9 protein-coding genes are annotated in these 13,351 nt (G+C 63.9%); 3 read left to right on the forward strand and 6 right to left on the reverse strand.

The window, feature by feature from the left end:
• Positions 1–33: 33 nt before the first annotated feature.
• Together ASD64_RS08490 and ASD64_RS08495 are read right to left on the reverse strand one after the other, a co-directional pair.
• Positions 34–1,392 (reverse strand): glutamine synthetase family protein, encoded by a 1,359-nt coding sequence (locus ASD64_RS08490; protein ID WP_056103643.1) that lies wholly within the window; start codon positions 1,390–1,392, stop codon positions 34–36.
• 291 nt (positions 1,393–1,683) lie between these two features.
• Positions 1,684–2,472 carry a 2'-5' RNA ligase family protein gene (locus ASD64_RS08495; RefSeq protein ID WP_156460077.1) on the reverse strand — a complete coding sequence of 263 codons (789 nt, stop codon included), beginning with the start codon at positions 2,470–2,472 and terminating at the stop codon, positions 1,684–1,686.
• Positions 2,473–2,546: 74 nt separating this feature from the next.
• On the opposite strand from ASD64_RS08495, the gene ASD64_RS08500 reads away from it, so the two are divergent.
• The 3 genes from ASD64_RS08500 (at position 2,547) to ASD64_RS08510 (ending at position 7,554) form a co-directional block, all read left to right on the forward strand.
• Positions 2,547–3,974, forward strand: a complete 1,428-nt coding sequence (locus tag ASD64_RS08500; protein WP_056104941.1) for an aldehyde dehydrogenase family protein — start codon at positions 2,547–2,549, stop codon at positions 3,972–3,974.
• Between the two features lie 122 nt (positions 3,975–4,096).
• A complete protein-coding gene (gene deoC, locus ASD64_RS08505) occupies positions 4,097–5,074 on the forward strand; it encodes a deoxyribose-phosphate aldolase (RefSeq protein WP_200957824.1) in 978 nt (325 codons plus the stop codon).
• 104 nt (positions 5,075–5,178) lie between these two features.
• Positions 5,179–7,554, forward strand: coding sequence for an aldehyde dehydrogenase family protein (locus ASD64_RS08510; RefSeq protein ID WP_056103653.1), 2,376 nt, complete (start codon positions 5,179–5,181; stop codon positions 7,552–7,554).
• 86 nt (positions 7,555–7,640) lie between these two features.
• Here ASD64_RS08510 and der read toward each other — a convergent pair whose 3' ends face one another.
• The 4 genes from der to ASD64_RS08530 form a co-directional block, all read right to left on the reverse strand.
• Positions 7,641–9,071 (reverse strand): ribosome biogenesis GTPase Der, encoded by a 1,431-nt coding sequence (der, locus tag ASD64_RS08515; protein WP_056103656.1) that lies wholly within the window; start codon positions 9,069–9,071, stop codon positions 7,641–7,643.
• A 3-nt stretch (positions 9,072–9,074) separates the two neighbouring features.
• Positions 9,075–9,743 (reverse strand): tetratricopeptide repeat protein, encoded by a 669-nt coding sequence (locus ASD64_RS08520; RefSeq protein WP_056103658.1) that lies wholly within the window; start codon positions 9,741–9,743, stop codon positions 9,075–9,077.
• Positions 9,744–10,685: 942 nt separating this feature from the next.
• On the reverse strand, positions 10,686–11,945 hold the full coding sequence (gene sbmA / locus ASD64_RS08525) for a peptide antibiotic transporter SbmA (protein WP_056103661.1): 1,260 nt from the start codon (positions 11,943–11,945) through the stop codon (positions 10,686–10,688).
• Positions 11,946–12,059: 114 nt separating this feature from the next.
• Complete coding sequence (locus ASD64_RS08530; RefSeq protein WP_156460078.1) at positions 12,060–13,220, reverse strand: YbfB/YjiJ family MFS transporter; 1,161 nt, start codon at positions 13,218–13,220, stop codon at positions 12,060–12,062.
• Positions 13,221–13,351: the final 131 nt, after the last annotated feature.

Here is a 13,351-nt window from a genome sequence, read left to right on the forward strand (position 1 = left end):
CCCGGGCATGGCAGGCCGTGCCTCAAAGCATCTTCAAACGGCTTCCAGATAGGTTTCGAACTCGAAATTGTTCACCCTGAGCGCGAAGGTCTCCAGTTCCTGTTTCTTGCAGGCCACGAGCGAACCGCGCAGCGCGTCCGGAAAGATTTCGGGAACCAGGTCGCCATGCTCGAAGCTGGCGATCGCCGAAGCCCAGTCTGGCGGCAGCTTGGACAGGTCGCGGCGGTCATAGACATCGGTGGTGGTCGGCTCGCCGGGCGACAACTGCCGCTCGATGCCGATCAGTGCAGCGCCGAGGATCGCGGCAAGCACAAGATAGGGATTGGCGTCCGCCCCCGATACGCGATGCTCGATGCGGCGCGCACTTGACGGCCCGCCCGGTATGCGGATCGCCACCATGCGGTTCTCGTAGCCCCAGGCGACCGCGGTCGGCGCATAGGACTTCGGTCGCAGCCGGCGATAGGAATTGAAATGCGGCGCGAACACCAGCGTGCTTTCCGCCATCGCCGCAAGCAGGCCGGCCACCGCGTGGCGCATCAACTCGGAGCCCTGGTCGGTGCCGTCGTCGAAAACGTTGCGGCCTTCGGCGTCGATGAGGCTGAAGTGAACATGGAAGCCGTTGCCGGCGCGCTTGCCGTAGGGCTTGGCCATGAACGAGGCGATGAAACCGTGCTTGCGCGCGATGCCTTTTACGGTGCGCTTGAACAGCACCGCATCGTCGGCGGCGCGCAAGGCATCGGCGACATGGTTGAGGTTGATCTCGAACTGGCCGACGCCGTTCTCCGCGATCGCCGTGTCGACGGGAATGTCCTGCAAACGGCAGGCTTCGTATACATCGTGCAGGAACGCCTCGAAATCGTCGATCTCGTCGATGGAGAGCGCCGCATCGGAATCGAGCCGCCGCCCGGTCACCGGCGACACGGGGCCGCGCGGGCGTGTGGATTTCGGATCGACGAGATAGAACTCAAGCTCGGTCGCCGCCACCGGCGTCAGGCCGAGTTCCTTGTAGCGCTCGAGGATGCGGGCCAGCGCCCGCCGGGGGTCTCCGAGGAAGGGCGTGCCATTGTCGTCGCTGAGCCACAGCGGAATGAGCGCGGTGGGGTATGCGGTCCAGTCCATCGGCAGGATGCCGCGCCCGGTCCAGTGGCAGATGCCGTCGGCGTCGCCGGTCGAGAACACCAGCTTGTTGCCGACGATGTCTTCGCCCCAGATGTCGACTCCGCTGACCGAATAGGGCATGCGCAGCTTGCCTTCGAGCGCCTTGCGTGCCTGTTCGACGGGGATGCGCTTGCCGCGCATGATACCGTTGAGATCGCAAACGGCGGCCCTCAGGCTTTGAATGTCCGGCCGGCTGGAAAGCCACTCCAATACGCCCTCTGTCGTGTCACTCAATTGTTACTCCTCTGTTGGTTGAACATAGGCAAAAGCCACGCCGAAGACTTGGAAAACCGGTTGCGGTTTTCGCAGACAATGTCTTGGTGCGTGATTGAGGGAGGCGGCGAAAGGGTGAGCGAAAACGCGCGCCATATGCGGCGCAGCCATGATCGACCGTGATGTCCCCAGCCCGGAATTTGTTCCTCGCCTTCAACTTCGTCGAGAGGCGAAAAGACGGCTGAACGTTGCGCAGCCGCTTTGTAGGACACCCCTCATGCGGCCCGGAGGGCCGTCATGCCAGCCTTCACCTTACCGACGAGGCGGCGAAAAGCCAAGCTCACCCGCCCCGTATGACCTGGGTAGCGGCCAACGGTGCCGTTCCGTATGCCTCGAGAACCCCTGTTCGCTGTGGATGAGACAGAACGCCTGCACCGTCCACTGCAACGGTTCTATCTCCTGTTCCGGCACTGCCCGGTGATCATAGAGCAGCGTCATGTGCGGCGTGAACGCCTTGCTCACCTTGCGCCCAAGACCGCTCCATCGCATGGCTTCCCCGAGCCGGCGATGGAAGTCGAACAATTCTTCATTGCCGCCGCTTGCGACGAGCACAAGCGGCCGTTTGTCATCGTTGCCGCTGAAACTCATGGCCCGGTTGAAGCGGATAGGAAACGCAGCAAACTCGAACCGGCTTGCGGCATCTTCGGCTTTCAATTCGATGCCGGGGTTGCGTCCGTCGAAAGTGCCCAACCCGTGCACGCTGATGTGGTAGCGGCTGGGGCCGAGCGACTTGCCCAGCAAACCGTATTTTTTGCTGAAATCGCCCGCGATCTCATTGGCCTCCAGTGCGGCCGTCATGTCAGGGCGAAGCGCGAAAAATAGATTGTCGGCGCGCCGCGCTTCGAGGCCGGGCAGGATCATTTGCCCGCCCGCTTGCTGCCGGCGGGCGACCGTCAATGCCGCCCTGCGGAGAAACACGTCACGTCTCTCCGACGGCTCGAAGCCAAGGTCGTATTGCATGCGGTAGTTTAGAACAAAAAGCGAACATTGTAAACGCGACCGGAAATCTCGGTCGCGTGAACGTGTTCCGGCAAGGCGCAAGATCGCGGTGGCGCCTCAATGGTTCTGCCGATATCGTGCGCCGGTTGGTTTTCGCGGAAGGCAAGGACGATCGGATGAACAACCACTTGAATTTCTTCATCGACGGCAAATGGGTGGCGCCGGTCAACCCTGCCACGCTGGACGTGATCGATCCGTCCACCGAGGAGGCCTATACGAAGATTTCAGTGGGCTCGAAGGCCGATGTCGACAAGGCGGTGACGGCGGCGAAGGCGGCGTTCCCGGCTTTTTCGCGGACCACCAGATCGGACCGGCTGAAACTGCTCAACCGCATCCTCGAAATCTACAACGAGCGCTACGAGGATATTGCCCAGGCGGTCAGCCAGGAAATGGGCGCGCCGATCACCTGGGCGCGCGAGGCGCAGGCATGGGCCGGCCGCGCCCATATGGAAGCGACAATAAAGGCGCTCGAGGACTACGAGTTCAGTGAAAAGCGCGGCGCCACCCTGGTGGTGAAGGAGCCGATCGGGGTCTGCGCGCTGATCACGCCGTGGAACTGGCCGCTCAACCAGATCGTCTGCAAGGTCGCTCCCGCTATTGCCGCCGGTTGCACGGTCGTGTTGAAGCCCTCCGAGATCGCGCCGATCAGCGGCATCGTCTTTTCCGAGATCGTGGACGCCGCCGGAACCCCGAACGGCGTCTACAACATGGTCAACGGCACCGGCCCCGATGTCGGCCAGGTCATGGCTGGCCATCCCGACGTCGACATGGTTTCCTTCACCGGCTCCACCCGGGCCGGCATCATCGTCGCCAAGACGGCGGCCGACACGGTCAAGCGCGTGGCGCAGGAACTGGGCGGCAAGTCGGCCAACATCATCCTTGCCGATGCCGATTTCGAACAGGCGGTGAAAAAGGGTGTCGAGGGCTGCTTCGGCAACAGCGGCCAGTCCTGCGATGCGCCGACCCGTATGCTGGTGCCGGCCGCTCGCCACGACGAGGCGCTGGCCGTCGCCAGGGATGCGGCCGAAGCCCACAAGGTCGGCGATCCCCGCGCCGAGGACACCCAGCTTGGGCCGGTGGTCAGCCAGTTGCAGTACGACAAGATCCAGCGGCTCATCGAGGCCGGCATCAAGGAAGGCGCGACGCTGGTGACCGGCGGTCCCGGCCGGCCCGAACATCTCAATCGCGGCTACTATGTGCGCCCGACCGTCTTCGGCCATGTCAAACCGGGCATGACCGTCGAAAAGGAAGAAATCTTTGGCCCGGTGCTGTCGGTCATCTCCTACGAGGACGACGACGACGCGGTGAGGATCGCCAACGACACGGTCTACGGCCTCGCTGCCTACGTCCAGTCGAAGGACATCAAGCACGCCCGCGCCGTGGCCTCGCGCCTGCGCGCCGGGCAGGTCAACCTCAACTATCCCGACTGGGACACCTTCGCACCGTTCGGCGGCTACAAGCAGTCGGGCAACGGGCGCGAATATGCCGATTGGGCGATCCATGATTTCCTCGAGGTCAAGGGCATCATCGGTTACGGCGAGTAGAGCATGGTCCCGAAAAGTGTGTCGCGGTTTTCGGACAAGACCATGCTCCAAGGAAAGAGCGGGGCAGGGCCGCGCGCGTATTGGAGTTGCAAATGAACATCGAAAAGCGGGGGGACGCTGGCATGGCGCCGTCAGCCTTCGCCAACCAGCCGCACCCCTACAATCCGGCGGTGCCGCTTTCGCTCGACCCGATTGACAGCGTGCGCGTCAACCTGTCGGCCGCCGAGCGCCGCACGGCCTCGCTGGCCGGCCGCCGTACGGTCAAGAAGGAATGGCAGGCGGCGTGGCTGGTCCGCGCGCTGCAATGCATCGACCTCACCACCTTGAACGGCGACGATACCGCAGGGCGTGTGCAGCGCCTGTGTGCCAAGGCGCGCCAGCCTTTGCGCGCCGACCTGAAGGAAGCGCTTGGCCTCGGCGACCGCGCCATCACCACTGGCGCCGTCTGCGTCTATCATCGCTTCGTCGCCACCGCGGCCGAGGCGCTGCACGGCTCCGGCATTCCGGTCGCCGCCGTTTCAACCGGCTTTCCGGCAGGGCTTGCGCCGCTTCCCACACGGCTGAAGGAGATCGAGGCTTCCGTGGCCGACGGTGCTTCAGAAATCGATATCGTCATCACCCGCGAACATGTGCTGACCGGCAATTGGCAAGCGCTCTACGACGAGGTCAGGGCCTGCAAGGAGGCCTGTGGCACAGCCCACATGAAGACCATCCTCGGCACCGGCGACCTGCAAACCTTGCGCAACGTCGCTCGCGCCTCGTGGGTGGCGATGATGGCCGGCACCGACTTCATCAAGACATCGACCGGCAAGGAAGCCGTCAACGCCACGCTGCCGGTGACGTTGACCATGCTGCGCGCCATCCGGGATTATCGCGAGATGACCGGCCATGTCGTCGGCTACAAGCCGGCCGGCGGCATCTCCACCGCCAAGGATGCGCTCGCCTATCTGGCGCTGGTCAAGGAAGAGCTTGGCAACGACTGGCTGCAGCCGAACCTGTTTCGCTTCGGTGCCTCGTCGCTGCTGGCCGACATCGAGCGCCAACTCGAACATCATGTGACCGGCCGCTACGCGGCCTTCAGCCACCATGCAATGGCATGACCCCGAACCGAAGGACCGCGTCAGCGAAAAGTGGGAAGCGGTTGTCGGACCAGATCATGCCCAGCAAAGAGTCGTAGTGCTCAGGGCGACCGAGGGAAGAAAAAATGTCGATTGCTGAGATACTGGACACGATGGAATACGGCCCGGCGCCCGAGAGCGACAAGGAAGCGCGCGCCTGGATCAAGGGGCTGGGCGACGAGACCAGGCTGTTCGTCGGCGGCCAGTGGAAGAAGGCCAAGTCAGGCCAAAGCTTCGAGACGACAGCGCCGGCCAGCGGCGAGGTGCTGACCCGCATCGCCGAGGCCAATGCCGCCGATGTCGATGCCGCCGTCAAGGCAGCCGCCAAGGCGCAGCCGGCATGGGCTGCCCTGTCGGGCCATCAGCGGGCGCGCTATCTCTATGCGCTTGCCCGCCTGATCCAGCGCCACAGCCGCCTGTTTGCCGTGGTCGAATCGCTCGACAACGGCAAGCCGATCCGCGAAACGCGCGACATCGACATTCCGCTCGTCGCCCGCCATTTCTATCATCACGCCGGCTGGGCGCAGCTGATGGACACCGAGTTGGCCGACAAGCAGCCGCTCGGCGTCTGCGGCCAGATCATCCCGTGGAATTTTCCCCTGCTGATGCTGGCGTGGAAGATCTCGCCTGCCATCGCGCTCGGCAATACGGTGGTGCTGAAGCCTGCCGAATACACCTCGCTCACCGCGCTTTTGTTCGCCGAAATGTGTGAGAAGGCCGGCCTGCCGGACGGCGTCGTCAATATCGTCACCGGCGCTGGTGCCACCGGCGAGGCCATCGTCAACCACCCCGGCATCGCCAAGATCGCCTTCACCGGCTCGACCGAAGTCGGCCGGATCATCCGCGAGGCGACGGCCGGCTCGGGCAAGAGCTTGACGCTGGAACTCGGCGGCAAGTCGCCCTTCATCGTCTTCGACGATGCCGATCTCGATGCGGCGGTCGAGGGCGTGGTCGATGCCATCTGGTTCAACCAGGGCCAGGTCTGCTGCGCCGGCTCCCGCCTCCTGCTGCAGGAAAGCATCCACAACCGCTTCGTCTCCAAGCTCACCGCCCGCATGGAAACGCTGCGCGTCGGCGATCCGCTCGACAAGGCCATCGACATCGGCGCCATCGTCCATCCGGTGCAGTTGCAGCGCATCCGCGCGCTGGTCGAAACCGGCGTCAAGGAAGGCGCCGAACTTCATCAGCCCAAGGCCGCCATGCCGGCAAGCGGCTGCTTCTATCCGCCGACGCTGCTCACCGGCGTGCACCCCGCTTCCACCGTCTCGCGGGTCGAGATTTTCGGCCCGGTCATGGTCGCCACCACCTTCCGCACCCCTGCGGAAGCGGTCGAGCTTGCCAACAACACCGAATACGGCCTCGCCGCCACCGTCTGGAGCGAGACCCTGTCCTTGGCGCTCGACATCGCGCCGAAGCTGAAATGCGGCGTGGTCTGGGTCAACGGCACCAACATGTTCGATGCCGGCGTCGGCTTCGGCGGCTACAAGGAATCCGGCTTCGGCCGCGAAGGTGGCCGCGAAGGACTTGCCGCCTACTGCAAGCCGAAATGGCTGGCCAAGGCCAAGCCCATCGCAGCCCAGCCGGCACCCCAGCCAAGCGGCGAGGCGACCTCCGCCTCCTTCATCGACCGCACCGCCAAGCTCTATGTCGGCGGCAGGCAGGCGCGCCCCGATGGCGGTTATTCGCGCCCCATCCTGTCGCCGTCCGGCGCGCTGGTTGGCGAGGTCGGCGAAGGCAACCGCAAGGATATCCGCAACGCCGTCGAAGCGGCGCGCAAGGCTACCTCCTGGGGCACGGCCAGCGAGCACAACCGCGCCCAGATCCTCTATTACATCGCCGAGAACCTCGATGCCCGCGCCGGCGAATTCACCGAGCGTCTCGCCGCCATGACCGGCAAGCGCAAACCGGAGGCGGCGAAGGAAGTCGCGGCCAGCGTCTCGCGCCTGTTCTCCTATGGCGCCTGGGCCGACAAGTTCGAGGGCACCGTCCACAAGCCGCCGTTGCGCGGCGTCGCACTCGCCATGAACGAGCCGCTCGGCATCGTCGCCGTCGCTTGCCCGGAAGACTTCGGCCTGCTCGGCTTCGTCTCCACCTTCGCGCCGGCGATTGCCACCGGCAATCGTGTCGTGGTCGTGCCTTCGTCGCGGTTGGCGCTGGCGGCGACCGATTTCTATCAGGTGCTGGAAACCTCGGATGTGCCGGACGGTGTCGTCAACATCGTTACCGGCGATCGCGACTCGCTCGCCCTTGAACTCGCCAGGCACGAGGAGGTCGACGGCATCTGGTATTTCGGCCCGAAGGAAGCCGCCGCCCGCATCGAAAAGGCCTCGGCCGGCAATCTCAAGCAGGTCTGGGCCGAAACCGTGCAGCGCGACTGGCTCGACCCGCGCATGGGAGAGGGCAGGGAGTTCCTGTCGCGCGCCGTGCAGGTCAAGAACATCTGGGTGCCTTACGGCGAATAAAGCAATTCCAGGAAAAGTGGGAACCGGTTTTCCGTCCGGAATTGCGCAAGCCAATGCTTTGAGCGGATATCGATCCGCTCAAAGGCTCAGCGCTTCTTCGCCCTGCCGGCGAACGGATTGTCCGATGTGCGCAGCGCCATGCGGATAGGCACGCCCGGAATGTCGAAGGCGTCGCGCAGATTGTTGACCAGATAGCGCACATAAGATTGCGGCATGGCGTCCGGTCGCGAGCACGACACCACGAAACCCGGCGGGCGCGTCTTGGCCTGCGTCACATATTTCACCTTGAGGCGGCGTCCGGCGACGGCGGGCGGCGGGTGATGCGCCAATATGCCTTCCAGCCAGCGGTTGAGCTTGCCGGTGGAAACGCGGCTGTTCCACACCTTGTGCGTCTTGATGACGGCATCCATCAGCTTGTCGAGGCCACGTCCCGTCTCGGCCGAGACGGTCACCGCCTGGATGCCGCGCGCCTGCGGCAACAGCCGTTCCGTCTTTTCCCGTAATTCGGCCAGCAGTTGCTGTGGATTGTCGATCAGGTCCCATTTGTTGAAGGCGATGACCGGAGCCCGGCCTTCGCGAATGATGAGATCGGCGATCTGCAGGTCCTGCTTCTCGAACGGGATGGTGGCGTCGAGCACGATGATGACGATTTCCGCGAAGCGTATGGCGCGCAACCCGTCGGCGACCGAAAGCTTTTCCAGCTTCTCCTGCACCTTGGCCTTGCGGCGCATGCCGGCGGTGTCGAACAGTTTTATCAGGCGCCCGCGCCAGTCCCAGTCGACCGAAATCGAATCGCGGGTGATGCCGGCTTCCGGTCCGGTCAAAAGCCGCTCCTCGCCGATCAGCGCGTTGATCAGCGTCGATTTGCCGGCATTCGGCCGTCCGACCACGGCGATGCGCAGCGGCTTGGTTTCGTCATAGGCCGGCACCTCTTCGGCATCGGGATCGGCGATATCCTCGCCGATCAGCACTTCGCTGGCCGCGATCTCCTCGTCGTCTTCGTCCTTGCCCAGCACACGCTCTTCGCCCAGCGCTTCGATGACGGCGTCGCGCAGGTCGGGCATGCCCTGGCCGTGTTCGGCCGAGACCGGGATCGGCTCGCCCATGCCCAGTTCCCAAGCTTCCAGCATGCCGCCCTGGGCGCCGCGCGCCTCGGCCTTGTTGGCCACCAGAACCACCGGCTTGCCGGATTTGCGCACCACTTCGGCAAAGGTGCGGTCGTCCGGCATCAGGCCGGCCTTGGCGTCGATGAGGAAGAAGATGAGATCGGCTTCGGTAATGGCGATTTCGGTCTGGGCGCGCATGCGCCCCGGCAAGCTGGCGGCCGGAGCATCCTCGAAGCCGGCCGTGTCGATCACGTCGAAGGTGATGTCGTAGAGCTTGGCGGCGTGGACTCGGCGGTCGCGGGTCACCCCCGGCGTGTCGTCGACCAGCGCCAGCTTGCGGCCGACAAGGCGGTTGAAAAGCGTCGACTTGCCGACGTTAGGCCTGCCGATGATGGCGACTTTGAACGTCATGCGTTACGACGCGCCGCCCGAACCGCGGATCAGCTCGGACATCAAGGTGGCACGCTGGCGCAGGTTTTGCGGCGCGGCCTGGTCGGCCACGATCTGGTCGAACAGCTTGAGCGCATCGGTCGCCTTGCCTGCCTTCCATGCCGAGAGGCCAAGCGCCTCGCGCGCGGAGTGGCGCAGCGCATTGCCGTCCGCCGCCAGCGCTTCGACGCGGCTTGAAACATCGGCGTAGGAGCCGTTGTCGACCAGAAGCAGCGCGGCCCTCAGCCGCGCCATGTCGCGCAGGCTTTGCGGGATCGAGCCGTCGGCGGCAACGGCGTCCAGTTCGGAAACCGCCGTTGCAATGTCGCCCTTGTCGGCCTTGACGGTGGCCGAGCGCATGCGGGCGAGCACGGGGTAGGCGCCGTAGCCGGTCTTCTCGATGTCGGCGAGAGCGGCCAGCGCATCGGCCTCCTTGCCTTCGTTGGCGAGGCGCAGAGCTTGCGAATAGGCGTCGCCGGACGTGTTGGCGCGGCTCTCGTCCCAATAACGGTAGCCGACATAGCCGGAGGTCGCGAGCACCACGAGAAGAGCGAGGCCGATCAGGATGGGGCCGTAGCGGTCCCACAGCGCCTTGGCCTGTTCCTTGCGGATCTCTTCGTTGACTTCGCGGATAAATGTTTCGTCGTCGGCCATCACTCAAACCGTTTTTGCGCCGCCGGGCGGCAGATCAGCCCGCGTTTTAGCGGAAATTCGCCGGCATGGAAGGGGCGATCCCGGAAATTCGCCGCACCGGCTCCGTCATCATATGGGTATTGGCTGTCCCGGCTTCCCGGCGGGGAGGTAAAATGAGTGCCGGACGTGGATCGAACCTCCGTCGTTCTTGGGCCAACCTATTGATCTCGCTCGCTTTGGCAAAAACAGTCATCCACACCCTTTGCCGCCTCTCGCATAATGCCCCCAGCTTCTTCCGCCGGGAACACCGATCATGACGGTGATTGGGTGGGAAGAGGCCGGCGCCCCGGAGGCAGGCTGACGTGGCCTTGTTCCGGGGAGGTTTGGCTGCTCCCCCACGAGGGATCCGGTTGTGGTCCGTGCAGCGTTGAAAGGGGACGCGCTAGGCCTGCCGAGCGTTGCCCTCACCTTGCAGCGGCATCTTCAAGGAGAGCCTGTGAGGGGAATCTTCAAACGCCGGACGGACGGCCGCGAGGTCGCGTTACTTGCTAAACGAGCGTCCGAACGGCCGCCCGTCTTCCCGACCTTGTGCTCCAGAAGCGGAGGCCAGTTCTTTGACAATGGCCAGGGTCGAAAAGGCAGCGTGGCAATGAATAATTGTACTCCTCCTTCGTCATCCTAGGGCGGAGCAGGCCGAAGGCCGTCGCGCAGACCCTGGGATCCATGCCGTGACGAAGCGGCAGTGCGATACGGTGCACAAGGCCCCCGTTCTGCTCCTCAGTGGTCCCTCACGGCATGGATCTTCGGGTCGCGCCTTTCGCTGGGCTCAGGCTTGCCCGAGGATGACGAAGTCGAGAGGCGCGCGCTTCCCTTCTGTCGCCAAGGGGAAGGGGCAAGGAATCGTCCCCGCCAGCGACGAGCGCAGCGAGCGCGAGAGGGAAGAGCCCGTCATGCAGCCATTGGTCAGGCATGTTCCTCGACGCCGCCAGCCTCGATGAAACGCTGGTCGATATCCTGCAGCGGCTCGCCGTCAAGCGTTGCCTCGAAAGCGTGCAGGCGCTTGTAGATCGACAAAAGCTCGACGATCGTCGGCCAGGCGCTGACCAGGTACTGGAAGGATGACGACACCTGCCCGAAGGCGGTCGAAATCTGTTGCCAGATGCCAAGGGTGATGGTGCCTGCCGCAATGGTTGGAATGAGGATCACGCTTGAGAAGATCGCATCGGCCTGGATGAAGCCCGAGCGCACGACGTTGAAGTAGGCGTAGTGGAAATAGAGCGTGAAATAGTTGCGGCGAACATGGGAAAACAATTCCTTGACCGTCGGTGGCTGCGCCCGTGCCTCGTCGTCTTCGCCATAGACCAGTTCCTTGCGATAGGCGGCCTCGACACGCTGGTTCTTGAACTCCAGCCCCGGCAGCTTGATGCCGGCGACCATCAGGATAAGCGTTCCGAAGATGGACCATGCCACCGCCGCCACCACCAGCGAATAGGGGATTTCGCCGACCAGCGGCAGAAGCTTCACATGCGAGGAAAGCTGCGCCAGAAGCGGCAGGAAGGCGATCAGCGTCATCGCCGAATCGATCAGTGCCACGCCCAGCCCCTCCATGGTGGTGGAAAAGCGCATCGTGTCTTCCTGAACGCGCTGCGAGGCGCCCTCGATGTGGCGCAGTCTTTCCCAGTTCGCCATGTAGAAGTCGTTCATCGCGGTGCGCCAACGGAAGATGTAGTGGCTGACGAAGAAACGGGTGGCGACGAACAGCGCCATGCCGCAGGCGCCGATCCAGGCATAGATCGAAAACATCGAATAGAGTTCGCCGGCACTCACTGAACCGGGCGTAGTGAGCGCCTTCTGGAACAGATCGAAGAACGGCCCGCGCCAGTTGTTCAGCGCCACATAGATCTGCACGGACAGGTAGGTCGAAAACAGGATCAGCGATGAGCCCAGGATCGACCAGTTCTGCCATGGATGGTTATCGTAAGTGCGCCAGAACAGGTAGAACGCGCCGACCATGAAGCCGAAATAGAGGTAGAACCACAAGAACGGCCTGGTCCAGAAGATGGGAATGCCAAGGACCGGTGGCGCGCCCGCCGCGGCCGGCGGCAGCCCGAATGTCGCGCCGAGTTGCTCGCCGCCAAAAAACCAGAACAGGACGCCGACAAGGCTCCACAAGACAGCCGACGTAAAGAACAGTTTCGGCTTGGGAAAGAAGGATACGAACACGGAGGTGGCTTCCTTATTGCGCGCGCAAAATCGGCCGGACTACCGGCAGGCGGGCATAAGGTCACATTTCCAGGTTAAATAAAATGCCCGCGCCTCGCCCCAGCAAGATCAAAATCATGGCGATTTTGGCGCGGCCGACCATGCTGCGGCGGCGGAAAGCACAAGGACGGCGGCAGCCAGCATGGAGGGGACGAAGAAACTTCCCGACCATTCGGCAAGCACGCCGGCAACGATCGGCCCGATGATCTGGCCGACGCCGAATGCCGCCGTCATGATGGCGAACACCCGACGCGTCGCCAATGGCGCCAGTTGGCGCGCCGCCTGTATGCCAAGCGCCGTCGGCGCCATGAAGGTTGCGCCGAGCAGGATGCCGCCGGCCAGCGGTCCGATGCGCCCCGTCACCGCGACGCTGGCCGCCACCCCGACGGCTTCTACCAGGCAGGCGACCGCATAGGCGGCATAGACGCTGCTGCGGCGTGCAACCCGTTGCCACACGAACAGCGATGGCGCGGCCATGCACCCTGTTACCAGCCAGACCATCGCCTCGAAGGCGCGGCTTTCGCCGCTTTGGCGCACGATGGCGACGAGGAAGGTTGCGGTGATCACGTAGCCGAAGCCGAACAGGCCATAGGACAGGATGATCTTGTTGAGCGAGGCGTTGCGCGGCAGCTTGGGTTCGCGTTTGGAATTGGCGCTCGCCGCCGGGCCTTCGTTTGCGAGCAGGGCAACAAGCGCGAACCCCGCTAGAGAGAGCGCTCCCGACCAGTACCAGCCGGCCGTCCAGCCGGCATGGGTGCTGACCATGGCCGCCATCAGCGCAGACGATACGGCGATGCCGAAGCCGACACCTCCGAAATGCAGGGCCTCGAAACCGTTCCGCCCGGAAGTGGCCAGATGGCTGAAGACGATGCTGGTCATGAAGACCATGACGAAAGCGCTGGCGACACCGGCAAGGAAGCGGATGAGAAGAAACGGCGCCATCGTGTCGACAGCCCCCATCAGCGCCACCAGCGCCGTGCTGGCGGCAAGCGAACCGAACACCAGCAGGCGCTCGCGCCCGTGGGCCCAGCCGCCCGCCGCCACCAGCGCGCCGACCAGATAGCCGAGATAATTGGCCGAGGCGATCAGGCCGGCATTCGAGGCCGAAAGCCCGAGTTCCTCCATCATGCCTGGCAGGATGGGCGTGTAGACAAAGCGGCCGATGCCCATGGCCACGGCAAGGGAGATCATGCCTGCGACGGCAAAACGCAACGGCGACGATTTTGACTGTTCCATGGCCGCGCACAATATTTGCGCATGCGGCAGAGACAATGTGACTTCAGTTGGTCCAGCTTTGATTTATCCACGGCTCCCGGTCTTCATCTACACTTGGTCGGGAGATCCGCTGAACCAACTCATAAGGGTGG

This window comes from Mesorhizobium sp. Root157, assembly GCF_001427385.1.
GTDB lineage: Bacteria > Pseudomonadota > Alphaproteobacteria > Rhizobiales > Rhizobiaceae > Mesorhizobium.

Coding starts and splice junctions, on each gene's coding strand:
- ASD64_RS08520 (WP_056103658.1), bottom strand. CDS start 9,743: ATGGCCGACGACGAAACATTTATCCGCGAAGTCAACGAAGAGATCCGC.
- der (WP_056103656.1), bottom strand. CDS start 9,071: ATGACGTTCAAAGTCGCCATCATCGGCAGGCCTAACGTCGGCAAGTCG.
- ASD64_RS08530 (WP_156460078.1), bottom strand. CDS start 13,220: ATGGAACAGTCAAAATCGTCGCCGTTGCGTTTTGCCGTCGCAGGCATG.
- ASD64_RS08510 (WP_056103653.1), top strand. CDS start 5,179: ATGTCGATTGCTGAGATACTGGACACGATGGAATACGGCCCGGCGCCC.
- deoC (WP_200957824.1), top strand. CDS start 4,097: ATGGCGCCGTCAGCCTTCGCCAACCAGCCGCACCCCTACAATCCGGCG.
- ASD64_RS08500 (WP_056104941.1), top strand. CDS start 2,547: ATGAACAACCACTTGAATTTCTTCATCGACGGCAAATGGGTGGCGCCG.